The following is a 20,154-nucleotide window of genomic DNA, read 5'->3' as shown; positions in this document are numbered from 1 at the left end:
CAACGCATGACATCGCTCCTGGCTCCCGAACACGTCCGGGCCATTGCCGCCTACCAGCCCGGCAAGCCCATCGAAGAACTGGCCCGCGAATACGGGCTCGATCCCGCCGAGATCATCAAGCTGGCGTCCAACGAAAACCCGCTGGGCTGCTCCGGCCGCGTCCGGGAAGCCCTGTGCCAGGCTGCCGCCAGCCTGCAGGGCCGTTATCCCGACCCCAACGGCTTCGACCTCAAAGCCGATCTGGCCGCCCGCCATGGCGTGCCGGCCGCCTGGATCACTTTGGGCAACGGTTCCAACGATTTGCTGGAACTGGCCTCGCTGGCCCTGCTGGACGAGGGCACGTCCGCGGTGTATGCCGAGCATGCCTTCGTGGTGTATCGCCTGAGCACCCAGGCGCGCGGCGCGCGCCATTGCCAGGTGCCCGCCAAACACTTCGGCCATGATCTGTCCGCCATGCTGGATGCGATTGCCGAGGACACGCGGCTGGTCTTCATCGCCAACCCCAACAACCCCACCGGCACCCACGTGCCCGCCGCGCAAATCCAGGCTTTCCTGCAAGCGGTGCAAGACCGCCACGGCAGCCGCGTCACCGTCTTGCTGGACGAAGCCTACGACGATTATCTGGATCCCGCCGAGCGGGCTGACAGCGCCCAGTGGGTGCGGCAGTACGACAATCTCATCGTGACGCGCACCTTTTCCAAAGCCTATGGTCTGGCCGGGCTGCGGGTGGGCTATGCCCTGGCGCAGCCCGGGCTCACGGATGTGCTCAATCGGGTGCGTCAGCCCTTCAACGTCAATGCCCTGGCCCAGCTGGCCGCCCGGACTGCCTTGGCCGATGCGGATTTCCTGGATCAGACCTACCGCCTGAACCGCCAGGGCCGCCAGCAGTTGCAGGACGCCTTTGCCGAGCTGGGGCTGGACTTCATACCCAGCCACACCAATTTCGTGCTGGTTCAGGTGGGCGATGCCGCGCGCATCCACGACGAGCTGCTGCGCCGCGGGATCATCGTGCGTCCAGTGGCGGGCGACGGCCTGCCCCGGCACCTGCGGGTGTCCATTGGCCTGCCCCAGGAAAACACCCGCTTCATCCAGGCCCTGGCCGACATCCTGCGTCCATGACGTCGGTGCCCGAACCTCTGGTGCCGGTCCTGGCGGTGGTGGGCACGGGCCTGATCGGGGGCTCGTTCGCCGCCGCGTTGCGGCGGGTCGGCCAGGTGGGCCGGGTACTGGGCGTGGGCCGCAATCCGGCGGCCCTGCAAAAAGCCCGAGATCTGGGCTTGATCGACGCCGCAGCCGATATCCGCCAGGCCGCCGCCCAGGCCGATCTCATTTTTCTGGCCACCCCGGTGGGCGCCATGGCGGGGCTGCTGCGTTCGCTGGCGCCGATCTTGCGGCCGGGCACCGTGGTCACGGACGCGGGCAGCACCAAGGCCGACGTGGCCGGCCTGGCTCGGGAACTCTTGGGCGACCGCTATCTGCAATTCATCCCCGGCCACCCCATTGCGGGCTCTGAAATGACCGGCCCCGAAGCCGCCGATGCCATGCTGTACCATGGCCGCAAGGTCGTGCTGACGCCGTTTGGCGAGACCCCGGGAGCGGTTCAGCACTGGCTGATCCGGGTCTGGGAGGCCTGCGGCGCCCGGGTGCAGCTGATGGACCCGGCCGCGCACGATCGCGCCCTGGGCTGCGTCAGCCACTTGCCGCATTTTCTGGCGGCCGTGTTCATGGCCCAGGTGGCGCACGCCGAGGATGCCGACACCCGCTTGAGCCTGGCCGGCACCGGCTTTCGGGACTTCACCCGGATCGCGGCGGGCTCGCCCGAGGTCTGGCGCGATATTTTCGCCTCCAATCGCCAGGCGGTTTTGCACGAACTCGACGATTTTGAACGCACCCTGCTGCATTGGCGCAACGCGCTGCAGGACGAATCCCACCCTGAAACCTTGGAGACCCTGCTGGAACAGTCGGCCTTGGCGCGGCGGTTCTGGGGCGGACGCATGCCATGACTTCATCTTCACCCGCTTTAACCCTGAATCCCGCAGTGCGCGCCCATGGCGTGGTCAGCCTGCCGGGTTCCAAGAGCATTTCCAACCGGGCCTTGCTGCTGGCCGCCCTGGCGCGCGGGACGACGGTGTTGTCCGGCGTCCTGGATTCCGATGATACGCGGGTCATGATCGCCGCCCTGCAAAGCCTGGGCGTGGATATCCAGGCGGAGGGGCCGGGCACCTGGCGCATCGCGGGCGCCAGCGCCTGGCCGGTGCGCCGGGCCGATCTGTTCCTGGGCAATGCGGGCACGGCATTCCGGCCCCTGACTGCCGTGCTGGCGGTCATGGGGGGCGATTATCGCCTGTCGGGGGTGCCGCGCATGCACGAGCGCCCCATCGGCGATCTGGTGGATGCGCTGCGTCTGCTGGGCTGCGCGGTGGACTACGACCAGCAGCCGGGCTATCCGCCCCTGGCCCTGCGCGCCGGTTCGCTGCGGCTGGATCGGCCCGTCCGGGTGCGGGGCGCCGTGTCCAGCCAGTTTCTGACCGCTTTGCTGATGGCGGCCCCGTTGGCGGCGGCCCGCCTGGGCCAGGATGTGGTCATCGAGCTCGATGGCCCCCTGATCTCTCGCCCCTACATCCAGATCACGCTCAACCTGATGGCGCGTTTTGGCGTGGCTGTGCAGTGCGACGACCGCTGGACGCGCTTCACCATTCCGGCCCGAGCGGCTTACCAGAGCCCGGGGGATTACCCGGTCGAGGGCGATGCGTCTTCGGCCTCGTATTTCCTGGGGCTGGGGGCGATCGCGGGCGGCCCCATCGAAATCCGGGGGGTTGGGCGAGACAGCATCCAGGGCGACCTGGCCTTCGCCGAGGTGGTCGAATCCATGGGCGCTCAGGTCGACCGCCAGCCGCATGTCCTGGTCGTGCGGGGCTGCGCAGTGGCCCAGGGCGCCCGCTTGCGGGCGTTCGACCTGGATTTCAATCTGATCCCGGATGCCGCCATGACCGCCGCCGTGCTGGCGCTGTATGCCGACGGGCCGTGCCGCTTGCGCAACATCGCCAGCTGGCGCGTCAAGGAAACCGACCGGATCGCCGCCATGCATGCCGAACTGGCCCGCCTGGGGGCCCGGGTCGAATCCGGCCCCGACAGCCTGACAGTCCATCCCCTGGCCGCGGCCGATTGGCGCCGCGCCGATATCGCCACCTACGACGACCACCGCATGGCCATGTGTTTTTCCCTGGCCGCGTTCGGCCCGGTGCCCGTCACGATCCTGGATCCGGATTGCGTGGCCAAGACCTATCCCCATTATTTCACCGACTTCCAGCGGCTGCTGCAGCCCGAAGCCGGGCAGGAGGTTTGAATGCATCCGACCGCTTCCGCGCAGACACCGTCCGGGGCCGCGCCCGTCATTACCATCGACGGGCCGACCGCGTCGGGCAAGGGAACCATCGCCCAGCGCGTGGCCGAGCGCCTGGGGTGGCGCGTGCTGGACAGCGGCGCCCTGTATCGCCTGACGGCGCTGGCGGTTCAGGACGCCGGGGCGGACGCCTGCAACGAACCGGCGGCCGCGGCGCTGGCGCGTCAACTGGACGTGCGCTTCGATGCCGGCGGCGTCTGGCTGCGGGATCGGGACGTCACCCAGGCCATCCGCCGGGAAGCCATCGGCAACCTGGCTTCGCAGGTGGCCGCCTGGCCCGCGGTGCGGACGGCCTTGCTGGCGCGCCAGCGCGACTTCCGCGCCGCGCCCGGCCTGGTCGCCGATGGCCGGGACATGGGCACGGTGGTGTTTCCCGATGCGCCCCTGAAGATATTCCTGGACGCGGCCGTCGGCGTGCGTGCCGAAAGACGCTATAAGCAGTTGAGTGAGAAGGGAATTTCTGCTAATCTAGACGACCTTTTAAACGACCTTCGAGACCGGGACGCCCGGGATCGGGGTCGGGCGCATGCGCCGCTTGTGGCGGCGCATGATGCCGTTACCATTGATTCATCCCATATCGGGGTGGATCAGGTGGTGCAACAGGTGCTGGCCTTGTGGTCGGCACGTGGGCCTGCCTGATGCGGCTTGACCGGCGCGCCGGTTCGTATCGGGCGGGGTTTATTTCACTCCGCCGGGTTTCATCCTGGCGTGTCGGCCGCATCCGGCCTATGGATACTTGTTCATGTCCACCCTAACCCCCGAAGCCGCCCTGGGCGGCGAAAGCTTTGCCGATCTGTTTGCTGCCAGCATCAAAGATCAAAACATGCGCTCCGGCGAAGTCATTTCCGCCGAAGTCGTGCGTGTCGACCACAATTTCGTCGTGGTCAATGCGGGCCTCAAGTCCGAAGCCTACATCCCCCTAGAAGAATTCCTCAATGACCAGGGCGAACTCGAAGTCGCCGACGGCGACTTCGTGTCCGTGGCGATCGACTCCCTCGAAAACGGCTACGGCGACACCATCCTGTCGCGCGACCGCGCCAAGCGCCTGTCGGCCTGGCTGCAGCTCGAACAAGCCCTCGAATCCGGCGAACTGGTCAATGGCACCATCACCGGCAAGGTCAAGGGCGGCCTCACCGTCATGACCAACGGCATCCGCGCCTTCCTGCCGGGCTCCCTGGTCGATCTGCGCCCCGTCAAGGACACCACCCCCTACGAAGGCAAGACCCTCGAATTCAAGGTCATCAAGCTTGACCGCAAGCGCAACAACGTCGTGCTGTCGCGCCGCGCCGTGCTCGAAGCCAGCATGGGCGAAGAACGCGAAAAGCTGCTCGAAAACCTGCACGAAGGCGTGGTCATCAAGGGCATCGTCAAGAACATCACCGACTACGGCGCGTTTGTCGACCTCGGCGGCATCGACGGCCTGCTGCACATCACCGACATGGCCTGGCGCCGCGTGCGTCACCCCTCCGAAGTCCTGTCCGTCGGCCAGGAAATCGAAGCCAAGGTGCTCAAGTTCGATCAGGAAAAACAGCGTGTGTCGCTGGGTGTCAAGCAGCTGGGCGAAGATCCCTGGATCGGCCTGGGCCGCCGCTACCCGCAAGGCACCCGCCTGTTCGGCAAGGTCACCAACCTCACCGACTACGGTGCGTTCGTCGAGGTCGAAGCCGGCATCGAAGGCCTGGTGCACGTTTCCGAAATGGACTGGACCAACAAGAACGTCGATCCGCGCAAGGTCGTGACCTTGGGCGAAGAAGTCGAAGTCATGGTTCTCGAAATCGACGAAGACCGCCGCCGCATCTCGCTGGGCATGAAGCAGTGCCGCCCCAACCCCTGGGAAGACTTCGCCGCCAACTTCAAGCGCGGCGACAAGGTTCACGGCGCGATCAAGTCCATCACCGACTTCGGCGTGTTCGTCGGCCTGCCCGGCGGCATCGACGGCCTGGTGCATCTGTCCGACATCTCCTGGACCGAATCCGGCGAAGACGCTGTGCGCAACTTCAAGAAGGGCGACGAGATCGACGCGGTGGTGCTGGGCATCGACACGGACAAGGAACGCATCTCGCTGGGCATCAAGCAGCTCGATGGCGATCCCTTCAACAACTTCGTGGCCACCTACGACAAGGGCGCCGTCCTCACCGGCACGGTCAAGTCGGTCGAACCCAAGGGCGCCGTGGTGACCCTGTCGGTCGATGTCGAAGGCTATCTGCGCGCTTCTGAAATCTCCGCCGGCCGCGTCGAAGACGCCACCACGGTGCTGAAAGACGGCGACTCGGTCGAGGCCATGATCATCAACATTGATCGCAAGGCCCGCTCCATCCAGCTGTCCATCAAGGCCCGCGACAACGCCGAGACCGCCGACACCATTCAGCGCATGACCGAAGCCAGCGCCTCGTCGGGCACCACCAACCTGGGTGCCCTGCTCAAGGCCAAGCTCAACGAGCAGCGCGACCACTGATGCCTGGCCTGACCAAGTCCGAGCTCATTGCCGTGCTGGCGGGGCGCCACCCTCAGTTGGCGCTGCGCGACATGGATCTGGCCGTCAAGACGGTGCTGGATGCGATGGCCGACGCTTTGGCGCAGGGCCAGCGCATCGAAATCCGCGGCTTTGGCAGCTTTTCGCTGTCGCGGCGTCAGCCCCGCGTGGGGCGCAATCCGAAATCCGGCGAGACCGTGATGGTGCCAGCCAAGCTGGTGCCGCACTTCAAGCCGGGCAAGGAACTCCGCGAACGCGTGGATCAGGGGCCGGATGCCGTCGACTGCGACGAACCGGCGACTGCGACCGACTTGTATCAGATGCAGTTCTTCAACGAATAGGCATACCGTCCCGCGGCCCACGCCGGGCAGCGGGCGGATGCGGAATTCGGGGCGGCCGCGAGGCCGCCTTTTTTGTCTCTTTTTCGTGCGTCCGGCCGGCGGGCCGGGCCGCCGGGTTTTCCCTTTACAATAAGAAGATTCCCCCTAGGAGCTTGGCTTATGCGCTATTTGATCTGGTTGCTGCGTTTGGTGATATTCATCATAGTGCTGTTGTTCGCCTTGAAAAACACCGCGCCAGTCGATGTGGGCTTGTTTGCCGACCACGTGCTGCAGCAGGTTCCCCTGATCGTCGTCATGCTGGTGGCGTTCGTGCTGGGGGCGGTCTTTGGCTTGCTGCTGGCGGTTTCCGCCATCTTGCGCCGCCGCCGGGAAATCAACCGCCTGCGCCGCGAACTGGCCCGCGCCCAAGAAACCCTGGCGCATCCGTCGACGGGCACCGGCCCGGTGATCCCGGAAACCGCCGCGCCTCTGGCGCCCTTGTAATGGGGCGACCGTGGATTTCGAAACCTGGTGGCTGATTTTCGTCCCGGTGCTGTTCGGCCTGGGCTGGATGGCGGCGCGCTTTGATTTTCGGCAGATGCTGTCCGAAACCCGCGCCTTGCCGGATTCCTATTTCAAGGGGCTCAATTTTCTTTTAAACGAAGAACCGGACCGGGCCATTGATGCCTTCATCGAGGTCGCCAAGCTCGACCCCGAAACCACCGAACTGCACTTCGCCCTGGGCAGCCTGTTTCGCCGGCGCGGCGAAATCGAGCGCGCCATCCGGGTGCATCAAAGCCTGCTGTCGCGCCAGGATCTTCCCCTGGCCGACCGCGAGAATGCGCAGCTGGCTCTGGCGCAGGACTTTTTCAAGGCTGGCATGCTGGATCGTGCCGAACAAGGCTTCCAGGCGATCACCCACACGCGCCATGCCCAGGAAGCCATCCGCGCCTTGATCCGCATCTACGAATCCGAACACGACTGGCTGCGCGCCATCGACACCGTGCAGCAATTGCGTGGGCGCGCCAACGAGGCCGTGCCGCAGCTGTGTCACTATCACTGCGAGATCGCCCAGGCGCTGCTGGCCGCCCGGCCGGTGGACGCGCCCGCCGTGGTCGCGGCGCTGGACGCCGCCGACAACGCCGCTCGCCAGCATGGGGCGACCCCGGCGGCCGAAACCCGCATCCGCCTGCTGCGCGCTCAATGGGCGGCCCAATGCGGCGACCTGGACGCCCAGCGCCTGCAGTTGCTGGACATCCTGAAAAGCGCGCCCGAATACGCCGGCCTGGTGGCCCAGGCCGTGCTCGACTGCCATATCGCCCTGGGGCGTGGCGCCGAGGGCCTGGACATTCTGCGGGCCCAGTACCAGCGGCTGCCCACGCTGGACCTTTTCAACGTGGTGTTTCGCGCCTTGCGGGCGCAGCAGGGGGCCGGCCCCGCCTGGGCCTATGGCCGGCAGGTTCTGCAAACCCATCCCTCCCTGCTGGGCCTGGATCGCCTCCTGGAAGTCGAACTTGCCCAGGATGGCGCGCCGCCCGACCAGGGGCTGGCGCCCGGGGCCGATCTCGGCCTGTTGCGCAGCCTGATCCATAAACACACGCAGCGGCTGGATCGCTATGCCTGCAGCCAGTGCGGCTTTGAGGCCCAGCGCTATTATTGGCAATGTCCCGGCTGCAATGCCTGGGAAACCTATCGTCCCCGCCGTCTGGAGGAAATCCGATGACCCCGTTCCCGACGGCTGCCGTCCAGGCCGCGCGGATTCTCGTCGTGGGCGACATCATGCTGGATCGCTATTGGTTCGGCGAGGTCGACCGCATTTCGCCCGAGGCCCCCGTGCCGGTGGTTCGGGTCGCCCGCCGCGAAGACCGCCTGGGCGGGGCGGCCAACGTGGCCCGCAATATCGCGGCCCTGGGGGCTCAGGTGGGCCTGCTGGGCATTGTCGGCGCGGATGAGGCCGGCGCCCGGGTGCGGGCCATGCTCGGCGAAGCCGGCATCCACGATGGCCTGGTCGAAGACCGTGGCGGCATGGACACCACCTTGAAGATGCGGGTGCTGGGCCGCCAGCAGCAGCTGCTGCGGGTGGATTTCGAACAAGGCCCCGGGCCCGCCGCCCTGGATGCCCTGCGCCAGGGTCTGGGCCAGTGTCTGTCCGGGTACGACCTGCTGGTGCTGTCCGATTACGCCAAAGGCGCGCTGTCGCAGGTGGAAAGCCTCATCCAGATGGCTCGGCAGGCGGGCGTGCCCGTGCTCATCGACCCCAAGGGCCACCGCTATAAGCGTTATGTGGGGGCCACCTTGGTCACCCCCAATCGCAGCGAAATGCAGGATGCCGTCGGCCGCTGGGAGTCCGAGGACGACCTGACACGCCGCGCCCAGGCCCTGCGCGAAGAACTTTCCCTGGAAGCCTTGCTGATCACGCGGTCCGAGCAAGGCATGACCCTGTATACCCAGGCCGGCCGCCAGCACGTCGATGCGCAGGCGCATGAAGTCTTTGACGTGTCGGGGGCCGGGGATACGGTTCTGGCCACGCTGGCCAGCGCGCGCGCGGCGGGCCTGGGGTGGTTCGACGCCATGGCCTGGGCCAATCGGGCGGGCGGCATCGTCGTGGGTAAACTGGGTACTTCCATCGTGACCGCACAGGAGCTTTCATCATGATCGTCGTCACCGGCGCCGCCGGCTTCATTGGCAGTAACCTGGTGCGGGGCCTCAATGCCCGGGGGGTCACGGACATCCTGGCCGTCGACGACCTAGCCGATGGGGACAAATTCCGCAATCTGGTCGATTTGCAGATCGCCGACTACCAGCACAAGGACGATTTCCGCCAGTCGGTGCGCAGCGGCCAGCTGCAGCGCCCGGATGCGGTATTCCATCAGGGGGCCTGCTCGGACACCACCGAGCGCGATGGCCATTTCATGATGGACAACAACTACCGGGTCACGCTCGAACTCCTGGACTACTGCCAGGCACGGGAAGTCCCGCTGATCTATGCGTCCTCGGCCGCAGTGTATGGGGCGGGGCCGCACTACATCGAGGCCCCGGCCAACGAAGCCCCCCTCAATGTGTATGGCTATTCCAAGCTGCTGTTCGACCAGGTGCTGCGCCGCCGCCTGGATCGCCTGACCGCGCAGGTGGTGGGCCTGCGCTATTTCAACGTCTACGGCCCGCGCGAACAGCACAAGGGGCGCATGGCATCGGTGGCTTTCCACAACATGAACCAGTTCGTCGAGCAGGGGCATGTGCGCTTGTTCGGCGGCTGGGACGGCTACCCGGATGGCGGCCAGCGGCGCGACTTCGTCTTTATCGACGATGTCGTGCGGGTCAACTTGCATTTCCTCGATCACCCGGAGGTCTCGGGCATCTTCAATTGCGGCACGGGCCGCGCCCAGCCGTTCAATGATGTGGCGCAGTCCGTGGTCAACAGCCTGCGGGTGCATCAGGGCCAGTTGGCCCTGCCGCTTGAAGAACTGGCCGGGGCCGGGCAGTTGCGCTACATCGATTTCCCGGACGACCTCAAAGGCCGCTACCAGAGCCATACCCAGGCCGACCTGACCCAGCTGCGGGCGGCGGGCTACGGCCATGCCTTCTGCGACGTGCAGACGGGCGTCAACACCTATGTGCAGCGCTTGCTGGCGGGCGGGCAGCTGCGTTGCTGATTTTTCCGTGAAAACGCCTGTGTGACAAATTCGATCAAGCCGGGGGCTGTCGCGGCTTGATTGCGGGCACCATGGTCAGACCTTCCACTTTTCACAGGAGTCTGTCCATGAATCCGTTTTTGCATGACACCGTCGCCCGGCCCGGCATCGAGACCCCGGGTATTCATTCCGAAACCTTCGGTTCGCCCGCCTGCCCGTCAGGGGATGGCGTGCCGTGCCCGCCGGCGACGCGGGGCCGCGCTGTCGGCCGGGCGGTGGCCAAGGCTCGGGGGCGCCGGCGCGGGGCGCGCCTGTCCCGCGTCATCGGGGTGGCCGCCTTGGCCTGGGCGGGGGCGGCCGGCGCCGTCGACCTGAACACCGCCACGCTGGATCAATTGCGCGGCATCCGGGGCATCGGCGCAAAAACCGCGCAGGTCATTCTGGATGAGCGCAGCCGTGGGGGCCGCTTTGCTTCGTTTGCGGATTTGTCCGATCGGGTGCGCGGCATTGGCCCGCGCCGCGCCCAGGCCTTGCGGTCGGCGGGCTTGACCATCGATGGCGGCGGCACCCGTTTGCCGAGCGCGGGGGCCGGGGGCAGCCCGACGCCCGGGGCGCCGTCCGGTCGGCCAGCCGACAAACCGTAAAACCCCGGGGAAGGCAGGCGATCCGCCAGGCTGTGGCCGAGTGGACGCCCCGGCGGGCCACCCGGCGCGGCGGCGGAGATCGCGGCCGCGCGCCGGGGGGCGCGGCAAACGGCACCGGGCCATCGCGGCCCGGGCTGTGGAAATCGCCCGGATATTCCTTTGGCGCATAAGCTTATTTGACTTGTGCGGATTGCCCGTCGGCACCGAACAGCGGGTGTATGATTTCGGCATGAAAACCTATCCTACTATCGAAGACATCGTCGGTTCCACGCCCCTGGTGCGCCTGCAGCGCGTGTCGGGAGAGGCGGGCGAACCGCGCGGCAACGTGATCCTGGCCAAGCTCGAAGGCAATAACCCGGCGGGTTCCGTCAAGGATCGGGCGGCGCTCAGTATGATCCGGCAGGCCGAACAACGCGGCGACATCCGCCCGGGCGATACCCTGATCGAGGCCACCAGTGGCAACACCGGCATCGCCCTGGCCATGGCCGCCGCCGTGCGCGGCTATCGCATGATTCTGCTGATGCCGGATAACTCCTCCCAAGAACGCTGCGCCGCCATGACGGCCTATGGCGCCCAGTTGATCCTGACCCCCGCCGACCAGGGCGGGATGGAATACGCCCGCGACAAGGCCTTGCAGATGCAGGCCGATGGCCTGGGCGTGGTGTTGGATCAGTTCTCCAACGAAGACAACCCCCTGGCGCATCGTGAAACCACCGGCCCCGAAATCTGGGATCAGACCGATGGCCGGGTCACGCATTTCGTCAGCGCCATGGGCACCACGGGCACCATCATGGGGGTGGGGCAGTACCTGCGCGCGCGCAATCCCGCCGTTCAGGTCATCGGCGCCCAGCCCGCCGAAGGCGCCCACATTCCGGGCATCCGCAAATGGCCCGAGGCCTACCAGCCCAGCATCTACCACCCGGATCAGATCGACGCCTTCCAGCCGATCACCCAGGATCAGGCCGAGACCATGGCGCGCCGCCTGGCCGCCGAAGAAGGCATTTTCGGGGGGATTTCCTCCGCCGGGGCGGCGGTGGCGGCCCTGCGGGTGGCGGCCACAGTGCGCGACGCCACCATCGTCTTCATCGTCTGCGACCGGGGCGACCGCTATCTGTCCACGGGCGTGTTCGGCTGAGGGCCGCAGCCCCCGGGCCGGCTGGCCCGGACGCGGGGATCGTCGCGTCAATCAAACCGGTCGGGGCCGCCATAGCCGGTCTGCCGGGCGATTTCCCGGGCCAGCTCGGCCACCGAGGCCGCGTAGAAGTAACTGCGGTTGTAATGGGTGATCGCAAAGAAGTTCGGGGTGACGGTGCGATAGTCGTGCGTGCCGCGGATTTCATCCCGCAGGTCGATCACCCCCAGGGGCTGGGTTTCCCAGCGGGTGCCGCCCCCCGGCAGCGCCCGGGCCCCCGCGGCCTTCAGGCGCGTCCAGTCGGTGGTGGGGGCCAGGCCGTCCTGCAGCAAAGGGCCCACCTGGGCCGGCAGGCTGACCGGCGCGAACACGGGCACGCCCGGCACCCAGCCGTGCAATTGCAAGAACCGGCCCACCGAGGCAATCGCATCGTCGATGCTGCGGGCTAGGTCGATGCGGCCGTCGCCGTTCCCGTCGGCGGCATAGCGCATCAGGCTGCCCGGCATGAACTGCGGCAGGCCCATGGCCCCGGCGAACGAACCCTCCACCGTATAGGCATCCAGCCGGCCCTGCTGGTGCAGCACGATCAGGTCGGCCAGTTGCTGGCGGAACATGGCCTGGCGTTCCGGCCGATTGGGGTCGGGATAGCGAAAGCCCAGGGTCGCCAGCGTATCCAGCACCCGGTGGTTTCCCGTGAATTGGCCGTAGACGGTCTCGATGCCGATAATCGCCACCAGGATGGAAGGCGGCACGCCGGTCTGCGCGCTGACCTGATCCAGTGTGGCGCGGTGCGCTTGCCAGAAGGCCACGCCGCGCCGGATGCGGATGGGATCGACGTGGCGCTTGCGGTAGCTTTCCCAGGCGCGCCGGATGCGTCCGCCATGGCTGGGCGGGGCCATCAGGCGCGCGGCAGCGGCGTTGTACCGGGCGCTGCGCAGCAGGGCTTCGACCTGATCCAGGGGCAGGCGCTGGGCGGCGGCGGTCTCGCGGGCGAACTGGTGGATTTCAGGTAGCAGCGCACCCTGGGCATTGACGAAATCGCCCATTGGCGTTGCGGCTTGGCCTGGGATTTGAGTTCTGCTAGAATTAATACGTTCGTTTGAAACGATTGTTTGATTTTGGGCCTTGTCGGCGTCTAGCATCCGGTGGCTGCTTTGGTCACTGCTGCTGGCGCAGCCCGACAAGAAAAAAGACGCTACGGCAACTTGCAAAAAACGGGTTGGTCTGAACATAATCGCCCTTATGGAGACACTATATATTACTCACCCCGCCTGCCGCCTGCACGAAATGGGCGATTGGCACCCCGAATCCCCGCAACGCCTGGATGCGGTGTCCGATCAGCTGGTCGCCAGCGGTTTGATGGGGTTCCTGGTGCCGCAGCAGGCGCGTCCAGCCCAGGCTGCCGACGTGCTGCGCATCCATACCGCCGATTACCTGGATTTCCTGCGCCGGCATGCGCCCGCGCAGGGGCATTTTCCCCTGGACCCGGACACGGTGATGAATCCGCACACGCTGGATGCCGCCTGGGCCGCCGCCGGGGCGGGGCTGACCGCGCTGGATGAAATCCTGGCGGGCGAAGCCCAGACCGCTTTTTGCGCCATCCGTCCGCCTGGCCACCATGCCCGGCCCGGCCAGGCGCTGGGGTTCTGTTTCTTCAATAATGTGGCCATTGCCGCGCGCTATGCGCTGGATCGCCACGGCCTGGAACGCGTGGCCATCGTCGACTTCGACGTGCACCACGGCAATGGCACCGAAGAATCCTTCATGCACGAAGACCGTGTCATGATGTGCAGTTTCTACCAGTATCCGCTGTTTCCCGACACCCGCCAGGAAAACCTCGGGCCCAATATGATCAATGTGCCCGTGGATGCCTATTCCGACGGCCAGGTGGTGCGCGATATCGTCACCAGCCGCTGGTTGCCGGCCTTGCGCCGGTTCCAGCCGCAACTGGTTCTGATTTCCGCTGGTTTTGATGCCCACCGCGAAGACGACATGGGCAGTCTCAAGCTGGTCGAGGCGGATTACGCCTGGATCACCCAACGCCTCGTCGAGGTTGCCGCCGAATCCGCCCAGGGGCGGATCGTCAGCTTCCTTGAGGGCGGGTACGACCTGTCCGCCCTGGGGCGCAGCGCGGTGGCGCATGTGCGGGCGCTGGGGGGTTATTAACATGTCTGGACACCCGCTCGTCGCGGATGCGCCGTTTCCACTTTCTTTTTAGGAGTTAGCTCGATGAAGGTCCTGGTGCCTGTCAAGCGCGTCGTTGACTTCAATGTCAAGGTACGCGTCAAATCCGATCACACTGGCGTGGATACCGCCAACGTCAAGATGTCCATGAATCCCTTCGACGAGATTGCAGTCGAAGAAGCCGTCCGCCTGAAGGAAAAAGGCGCGGTCGCCGAGGTCATCGCCGTGTCTTGCGGCGTGGCGCAATGCCAGGAAACCCTGCGCACCGCCATGGCCATCGGCGCCGATCGCGGCGTGCTGGTGCAAGACGATGCCGAACTCCAACCGCTGGGGGTGGCCAAGATCCTGGCCGCGCTGGTCAATAAAGAACAGCCCCAGTTGGTGATCCTGGGCAAGCAGGCCATCGACGACGATGCCAACCAGACCGGTCAGATGCTGGCCGCGCTGCTGGATTGGCCGCAGGCCACCAATGCCAGCCAGGTCGAAATCCAGGGCGAACGCGTCCAGGTCACGCGCGAGGTCGATGGCGGGCTTGAAACCCTCAGCTTGGCCCTGCCGGCGGTGATCACCACCGACCTGCGCCTGAACGAGCCGCGTTATGTCACGCTGCCCAACATCATGAAGGCCAAGAAAAAGCCGCTGGAAACCACGACGCCCGCCGATCTGCAGGTCGACGCCGCGCCGCGTCTGAAGACCCTCAAGGTCACCGAGCCGCCCAGCCGCTCGGCGGGGGTGATCGTGCCGGATGTTGCCGCACTGGTCGACAAACTGAAAAACGAAGCAAAGGTGGTGTAAATGAGCATTCTGGTTATTGCCGAACACGACAACGCCCAATTGGGCGCCGCAACCCGCAACGTCGTGGCCGCCGCGGCGGCCCTGGGCGGGGACGTCCATGTGCTGGTGGCGGGTTCCGGCGCGCGCGCCGTGGCCGAGCAGGCCGCCCAGTTGGCCTCGGTCGCCAAGGTTCTGCTGGCCGACGGCCCGTCCCTGGCCGACGGTCTGGCCGAGAACCTGGCCGCCCAGGTCCTGCAACTGGCCGATGGTTACAGCCATCTTCTGTTCGCCGCGACCGCGTCGGGCAAGAACGTGGCCCCGCGCGTGGCCGCCAAGCTCGATGTCGCCCAGATTTCCGATATCGTCGCGGTCGAATCCGCCGATACCTTCGTGCGTCCCATCTATGCGGGCAATGCGCTGGCCACGGTGCAGTCGGCGGATGGCAAGAAAGTCATCACTGTGCGCACCACGGCCTTCGATCCCGTGGCGGCCGAAGGCGGCAGTGCCGCCGTCGATGCCGTCGACGCCGTGGCCGATTCCGGCAAATCCGCCTTTGTGGGCCGCGAGCTCGCCAAGAGCGACCGTCCCGATCTGACCGCCGCCGCCGTGGTGATATCCGGCGGCCGGGGCCTGGGCAGCGCCGAGAACTTCAAGCTGCTGGATCCCTTGGCCGATAAGCTGGGCGCTGCGCTTGGGGCTTCGCGGGCGGCGGTCGATGCGGGCTATGCCCCCAACGACTGGCAGGTGGGCCAGACCGGCAAGATCGTGGCGCCGCAGCTGTACATTGCCGTGGGGATTTCCGGGGCCATCCAGCACTTGGCCGGGATGAAAGATTCCAAGGTCATCGTGGCCATCAACAAAGACGCCGAAGCGCCCATCTTCGGCGTGGCGGATTACGGCTTGGTGGCCGACCTCTTCGAGGCCGTGCCCGCGCTCACCCAGGCGCTGTAATTCTTGTTTTTCGCGGGCCCGCCGATGGGCCCGCTTCATTTCTTGCGTATGCATGGGCCTGTGGCCGACATGTGCGCTCCCCAGGAAAAACCATGACATATCAGGTTCCGACTCAGGATATCCGTTTCATTTTGCGCGAACTGGCCGATCAGGCGGGCGTGCTGGCCTTGCCCGGCTACGAGGAAATCTCCGATGACCTCGTGGATGCCGTGCTGGAGGAAAACGCACGGTTCGTGGAACAGGAAATCGCCCCGCTGAACCGCGTAGGCGATACCCAGCCCGCCCAATGGCACGACGGCACGGTGCAGACCACGCCGGGGTTCCAGGCGGCCTTCCAGGCCTTCGCCCAGGGCGGCTGGCAGGGTCTGCCGCACGATGCCGAATTCGGCGGCCAGGGCCTGCCGAAAATCGTTTCGGCGGCGGTCACCGAAAGCATCAATGCCGGCAATCTGGCCTTTTCCCTGTGCCCCCTGCTGACCGACGGGGTGATCGAGGCCTTGTCCATGGTCGGCACGGCGGAACAAAAAGCGCGCTTTATCCCGCCCCTGCTGGAAGGCCGCTGGACGGGCACCATGAACCTGACCGAACCCCAGGCCGGGTCGGATCTGGCCCTGCTGAAAACCCGGGCGCTGCGCCAGGACGACGGCAGCTACCGCCTCAGCGGCCAGAAAATCTTCATCACTTATGGCGACCACGATCTGGCGGACAACATCATCCACCTGGTGCTGGCCCGCACCCCGGATGCGCCCAAGGGCGTCAAGGGGATTTCGCTGTTCATCGTGCCCAAGTTCCTGGTGCGGGACGATGGCGGTCTGGGCGCGCGCAACGATGTGTATTGCGCCTCGCTGGAGCACAAGCTGGGCATCCACGGCAGCCCCACGGCGGTGCTGCTGTATGGCTCGGGCAAGGGCGAGGTGGGCGAGGGTGCCGTCGGCTACCTGATCGGCGAAGAAAACCGCGGCCTGGAATATATGTTCATCATGATGAACGCCGCCCGTTACGCCGTGGGCCTGCAAGGGGTGGCGGTTGCCGAGCGCGCCTTGCAGCATGCCCGGGCCTATGCGGCCGAGCGCGTCCAGGGCAATGCGCTGGAAGGCTCGGCGGGGCCGGTCTCCATCGACCACCATCCCGACGTGGCCCGCATGCTGGGCGTGATGCGCGGGCTGACCGAAGGCGCGCGCGCCGTGGCTTATGTGGCGGCGGGCTACCGCGACAAGGCGGCCCACGCGGCCGACCCCGAGCAGCGGGCGCAGGCCAAGGCCATTTACGAATACGCCGTGCCCATCGTGAAGGCTTTTTCCACCGAATCGTCGGTGGAAGTGGCGTCCCTGGGGGTGCAGGTGCATGGCGGCATGGGCTTTATCGAGGAAACCGGCGCGGCCCAGTATTATCGCGATGCCCGCATCCTGCCCATTTACGAAGGCACGACGGCCATCCAGGCCAATGATTTCATCGGTCGCAAGATCGTCCGCGATGGCGGGCAGGTGGCCTCGGGGCAGATTGCCGGCATGCGCGCCACGGTGGCGGGATTGCGCGCCGCGACCGGCGCGCACGCCGCCGCACTGCGGCATATCGCCCAGTCCCTGGACGATGCCGCCCTGGCGTATGAATCCGCCGTGGGTTTCGTGCTGGCGCATGTGCGTGAAGACATCCGCGGCGTGTTTGCCGGCAGCGTGCCGTGCCTGATGCTGGCGGGTACGGCCCACGCGGGCTGGCAACTGGGCCGGGCGGCCCTGGCGGCGGCCGCGGCCTTGGAAAAAGGGGAAACCGATCCCTACTACACCCGCAAGATCGCCACGGCGGTGCAGTATGCCGTGCATGTCCTGCCGCGCGCTGCCGCCTTCAATGCCGCGATCCAGGCGGGCGGGCTGGCCGACCGATATGCCCGGCCCGCTTAAATATACATATAACTTAGTTGTACTTTAACTCCAGGCCTTATTCTGCAAGAATATTAAGTGTCTAAACGAATTGGGCGGCCCGGGGGTTCGGGCCGCCGACACTTAAGGAGTATTTGATGGCCACTTTGCGTCTGGGCGATGTCGCCCCTGATTTTGAACAAGATTCGTCCCTGGGGAAAATCAACTTCCACGAATGGCTGGGCGATGGCTGGGGCGTGCTGTTTTCCCACCCGGCCGACTTTACCCCGGTGTGCACCACCGAATTGGGCTACACCGCCATTGTGTCGGGTGAATTCGCCAAGCGCGGCGCCAAGGTGATCGCGGTCTCCGTCGATGGCAAGCAATCCCACATCGACTGGATCAAGGACATCAACGACACCCAGAATACCGATGTGCAGTACCCGATCCTGGCGGACGAAGACCGCAAGGTCGCCAACCTGTACGACATGATCCACCCCAACGCCAGCACCACCGCCACGGTGCGCTCGGTGTTCGTCATCGACCCCAGCAAGAAAATCCGCCTGATCCTGACCTATCCGGCCAGTACGGGCCGCAATTTCGATGAAATCCTGCGCGCTCTGGATTCCATCCAACTGACGGACAACTACAGCGTGGCCACGCCGGTGAACTGGAAGCAGGGCGAAGACGTCATCATCGCCCCGTCCCTGAAAGACCCGGCGGTTCTGAAAGAAAAATTCCCCAAGGGCTACACGGAAGTTCGTCCTTACCTGCGCACTACCCCGCAGCCCAACCTGTAAGTATCGCCGCTCGGCCCGGGTAAACCGGGTTGAGCCAGGCGCTGGGGCTACTGTGCCCTGGCAGAATGGCCGCCCTTGGGCGGCCATTTGTCGGATGGGGCGTCGTCATGCGGGATACCCCGGCCCGGCAAATACCGGGCCTGTTGCAATTCAGGCCTTGCCTTGATAACTGTGTTTAATTACAGTATTGTAAAGCTGATAATAAACACAGTATTCAAGGGGCGTCATGAAAAAAATCATTCAGGATATCTTCATGGTGGCGCTGTGGGCCGCCATGGTTCCGGGCCTGTTGTGGTTTGGCAGCGCCTTGGGTTTCTGAGGCCGGGGTTTTGATACTGAGGCCAGGGGTTTCTGATATAATCGTCGGCTTACCGCATCCTCTGCTGGGGCGCTAAACTGAACCAACAGCCCCACCCATGATGCCTTGGAGCCCATCTTGAACATCATCGAAACCCTAGAGCGCGAAGAAATCGCGCGCCTGACCGAAGGTCGCACCATTCCTGATTTTGGCCCGGGCGATACCGTCATCGTCGGTGTCAACGTCATCGAAGGCACGCGCAAGCGTATCCAGGCCTATGAAGGCGTGGTCATCGGCCGCCGCAACCGGGGTCTGAATTCCGCCTTCACCGTGCGCAAAATCTCGTCCGGCGAAGCCGTCGAGCGCACCTTCCAGCTGTACTCCCCGCAGATCGCCTCCATCGAAGTCAAGCGCCGCGGCGACGTGCGTCGCGCCAAGCTGTACTACCTGCGCGGCCGCACCGGCAAGGCTGCTCGCATCAAAGAAAAGCTCGTGCGCAAGGCCGTTTGATTCCACCGGCCAGCCAACAAAAAAGCACCCGACTGGGTGCTTTTTTGTTGACGGCCGCTCCAAGGCAGAAACGACCCCTTCGGGGGAGAGCAGGCCCCGCCATTGAGCGGGATTTTGCGTTTCTGGTAGCGCTGGACTACTTGCGCTGATGGGCATCCAGCCAGTCACGCAAGGCAGAGTCGATGCGACCTTGCCAGCCCGGGCCAGTTGCCCGGAAATCGGCCAGCGTAGAGGCTGATAGCCTGATGGTGATGCGTTCTTTTGTTGGCTCTTTTTGTGGGCCGCGATAGTCCTGCTTGCAGGCTACCCGAGCTGATCGCCGGGTGATAGATTAAATCCCGTCAGGCCAAGGCCACATCAAGACGCCGCCCCAGGATGGACAGTGCTGATTCGACGGCCTCGATCTTTGAGGCGTGGCCCAGGTCGAGCAGCCGATCGACTTGGGGTGGATGAACGCCCAGTGCACGGGCCAGGTCGGCCTTGCGCATTCCTTGGCGAACCATTTCATCGGCGAGGAGCAGCTTTGCCGTAGCCGACGCTCCAAGCGCTGCTGGTTCTCCAAAATCGAAGGATACGGCAGGAATGGGGCGGCGTGCATCAACATACATTTGCAGTGCGGCTTCCAGTCCCTCAACGGCCTGATGAGGGGCGTCAGCTTTCGTTTCAGCCACAGCGGCAGCTTCCGGCACATCCGGGAACTGAATCAGAAGTGTTCCGTTGTCGTCAGGCGTCAGGGTGTAGCGATAGGTCAACATGTGTGGCTCCTCATGATAGGGAAGGCATACAGCGGTGGGGCGATCCTTTCGAGCCCCCCTGGTTTATTTCAGCCCCAGGTCTTTCTTGATCTTGTTCACCAGTCCCGAGCCTATTTCCTTGCTGCCGTGGTCTGGAAAAACCGTCATTCGATCACCTAGGGTCGCTTTGTAGTGGCTGCTTCCGGCTTTGTGTGGAGTGAACGCCACACCTTGCTTGAGCAGCCACGGCCTGAATTCGCTGTATTTCATTACCTCCCCTGTGTTATTCCAATGAGGTAATTATAAACAAGAATAAGCAAATAAGTTGCTTGACACAACATAAAAGATTTATTTCTCCTCCTGCAGCTGTCAACGCCGACTGAAAACTGACCCACTTTCGTCGGAATCGTCGGAGTAAATCTGACCCACCCCGGCGTCCAAAA

Annotated in this window: 22 protein-coding genes; 18 read left to right on the top strand and 4 right to left on the bottom strand. The window is 65.1% G+C overall.

What is annotated here, in order from left to right; all coding sequences use genetic code 11:
• Nucleotides 1-6 precede the first annotated feature (6 nt).
• The 12 genes from hisC to cysM all read left to right on the top strand — a co-directional run bounded on the left by hisC (nt 7) and on the right by cysM (nt 11,607).
• Nucleotides 7-1,119 carry a histidinol-phosphate transaminase gene (hisC, locus tag ACMHYJ_RS10930; RefSeq protein WP_414246208.1) on the top strand — a complete coding sequence of 371 codons (1,113 nt, stop codon included), beginning with the start codon at nt 7-9 and terminating at the stop codon, nt 1,117-1,119.
• On the top strand, nt 1,116-2,003 hold the full coding sequence (locus ACMHYJ_RS10925; RefSeq protein WP_414246207.1) for a prephenate dehydrogenase: 888 nt from the start codon (nt 1,116-1,118) through the stop codon (nt 2,001-2,003). The genes hisC and ACMHYJ_RS10925 overlap by 4 nt, the downstream gene beginning before the upstream one ends.
• On the top strand, nt 2,000-3,346 hold the full coding sequence (gene aroA, locus ACMHYJ_RS10920; RefSeq protein ID WP_414246206.1) for a 3-phosphoshikimate 1-carboxyvinyltransferase: 1,347 nt from the start codon (nt 2,000-2,002) through the stop codon (nt 3,344-3,346). The genes ACMHYJ_RS10925 and aroA overlap by 4 nt, the downstream gene beginning before the upstream one ends.
• Nucleotides 3,347-4,042: a (d)CMP kinase gene (cmk, locus tag ACMHYJ_RS10915; protein ID WP_414246205.1), complete on the top strand. Its 696-nt coding sequence runs from the start codon at nt 3,347-3,349 to the stop codon at nt 4,040-4,042.
• 103 nt (nt 4,043-4,145) lie between these two features.
• A complete protein-coding gene (rpsA, locus tag ACMHYJ_RS10910; RefSeq protein WP_414246204.1) occupies nt 4,146-5,858 on the top strand; it encodes a 30S ribosomal protein S1 in 1,713 nt (570 codons plus the stop codon).
• An 8-nt stretch (nt 5,859-5,866) separates the two neighbouring features.
• Nucleotides 5,867-6,217 (top strand): integration host factor subunit beta, encoded by a 351-nt coding sequence (locus ACMHYJ_RS10905; RefSeq protein WP_414246302.1) that lies wholly within the window; start codon nt 5,867-5,869, stop codon nt 6,215-6,217.
• A 159-nt stretch (nt 6,218-6,376) separates the two neighbouring features.
• On the top strand, nt 6,377-6,700 hold the full coding sequence (locus tag ACMHYJ_RS10900; protein ID WP_414246203.1) for a LapA family protein: 324 nt from the start codon (nt 6,377-6,379) through the stop codon (nt 6,698-6,700).
• A 10-nt stretch (nt 6,701-6,710) separates the two neighbouring features.
• A complete protein-coding gene (gene lapB / locus ACMHYJ_RS10895; protein WP_414246202.1) occupies nt 6,711-7,919 on the top strand; it encodes a lipopolysaccharide assembly protein LapB in 1,209 nt (402 codons plus the stop codon).
• A complete protein-coding gene (gene rfaE1 / locus ACMHYJ_RS10890; RefSeq protein WP_414246201.1) occupies nt 7,916-8,851 on the top strand; it encodes a D-glycero-beta-D-manno-heptose-7-phosphate kinase in 936 nt (311 codons plus the stop codon). Before lapB ends, rfaE1 begins: the two co-directional genes overlap by 4 nt.
• A complete protein-coding gene (rfaD, locus tag ACMHYJ_RS10885; protein ID WP_414246200.1) occupies nt 8,848-9,849 on the top strand; it encodes an ADP-glyceromanno-heptose 6-epimerase in 1,002 nt (333 codons plus the stop codon). Before rfaE1 ends, rfaD begins: the two co-directional genes overlap by 4 nt.
• A 107-nt stretch (nt 9,850-9,956) precedes the next feature.
• Nucleotides 9,957-10,472 carry a ComEA family DNA-binding protein gene (locus tag ACMHYJ_RS10880; protein ID WP_414246199.1) on the top strand — a complete coding sequence of 172 codons (516 nt, stop codon included), beginning with the start codon at nt 9,957-9,959 and terminating at the stop codon, nt 10,470-10,472.
• Nucleotides 10,473-10,701: 229 nt separating this feature from the next.
• Nucleotides 10,702-11,607, top strand: a complete 906-nt coding sequence (gene cysM, locus ACMHYJ_RS10875) for a cysteine synthase CysM (protein WP_414246198.1) — start codon at nt 10,702-10,704, stop codon at nt 11,605-11,607.
• A 47-nt stretch (nt 11,608-11,654) separates the two neighbouring features.
• On the opposite strand, the gene mltB is transcribed toward cysM, so the two are convergent.
• Nucleotides 11,655-12,836 (bottom strand): lytic murein transglycosylase B, encoded by a 1,182-nt coding sequence (mltB, locus tag ACMHYJ_RS10870; RefSeq protein ID WP_414246197.1) that lies wholly within the window; start codon nt 12,834-12,836, stop codon nt 11,655-11,657.
• 10 nt (nt 12,837-12,846) lie between these two features.
• Here mltB and ACMHYJ_RS10865 point away from each other — a divergent pair, with 10 nt between their 5' ends.
• The 6 genes from ACMHYJ_RS10865 to rplS all read left to right on the top strand — a co-directional run bounded on the left by ACMHYJ_RS10865 (nt 12,847) and on the right by rplS (nt 18,977).
• On the top strand, nt 12,847-13,770 hold the full coding sequence (locus ACMHYJ_RS10865; RefSeq protein WP_414246196.1) for a histone deacetylase family protein: 924 nt from the start codon (nt 12,847-12,849) through the stop codon (nt 13,768-13,770).
• Between the two features lie 63 nt (nt 13,771-13,833).
• A complete protein-coding gene (locus ACMHYJ_RS10860; RefSeq protein ID WP_414246195.1) occupies nt 13,834-14,583 on the top strand; it encodes an electron transfer flavoprotein subunit beta/FixA family protein in 750 nt (249 codons plus the stop codon).
• The gene (locus ACMHYJ_RS10855; protein ID WP_414246194.1) at nt 14,584-15,513 is read left to right on the top strand and encodes an electron transfer flavoprotein subunit alpha/FixB family protein; all 930 of its coding nucleotides are present in this window, start codon (nt 14,584-14,586) and stop codon (nt 15,511-15,513) included.
• Nucleotides 15,514-15,605: 92 nt separating this feature from the next.
• A complete protein-coding gene (locus ACMHYJ_RS10850; RefSeq protein ID WP_414246193.1) occupies nt 15,606-17,411 on the top strand; it encodes an acyl-CoA dehydrogenase in 1,806 nt (601 codons plus the stop codon).
• Between the two features lie 116 nt (nt 17,412-17,527).
• Nucleotides 17,528-18,169, top strand: coding sequence for a peroxiredoxin (locus ACMHYJ_RS10845; RefSeq protein ID WP_414246192.1), 642 nt, complete (start codon nt 17,528-17,530; stop codon nt 18,167-18,169).
• Between the two features lie 436 nt (nt 18,170-18,605).
• Nucleotides 18,606-18,977, top strand: coding sequence for a 50S ribosomal protein L19 (rplS, locus tag ACMHYJ_RS10840; RefSeq protein WP_414246191.1), 372 nt, complete (start codon nt 18,606-18,608; stop codon nt 18,975-18,977).
• Nucleotides 18,978-19,113: 136 nt separating this feature from the next.
• Here the strand turns inward: rplS and ACMHYJ_RS10835 are convergent, their stop codons facing one another.
• The 3 genes from ACMHYJ_RS10835 to ACMHYJ_RS10825 form a co-directional block, all read right to left on the bottom strand.
• Nucleotides 19,114-19,305 (bottom strand): BrnA antitoxin family protein, encoded by a 192-nt coding sequence (locus tag ACMHYJ_RS10835; RefSeq protein WP_414246301.1) that lies wholly within the window; start codon nt 19,303-19,305, stop codon nt 19,114-19,116.
• 13 nt (nt 19,306-19,318) lie between these two features.
• Nucleotides 19,319-19,732 (bottom strand): type II toxin-antitoxin system HicB family antitoxin, encoded by a 414-nt coding sequence (locus ACMHYJ_RS10830; protein WP_414246190.1) that lies wholly within the window; start codon nt 19,730-19,732, stop codon nt 19,319-19,321.
• Nucleotides 19,733-19,795: 63 nt separating this feature from the next.
• The gene (locus tag ACMHYJ_RS10825; protein ID WP_414246189.1) at nt 19,796-19,981 is read right to left on the bottom strand and encodes a type II toxin-antitoxin system HicA family toxin; all 186 of its coding nucleotides are present in this window, start codon (nt 19,979-19,981) and stop codon (nt 19,796-19,798) included.
• Between the last annotated feature and the right edge of the window lie 173 nt (nt 19,982-20,154).

The sequence above is a fragment of the Castellaniella hirudinis genome, from assembly GCF_047468865.1.
GTDB lineage: Bacteria > Pseudomonadota > Gammaproteobacteria > Burkholderiales > Burkholderiaceae_B > Castellaniella > Castellaniella hirudinis_A.
Note: the sequence above shows the minus strand (reverse complement) of the source record. Positions and strands in the feature narration are given on the sequence as shown.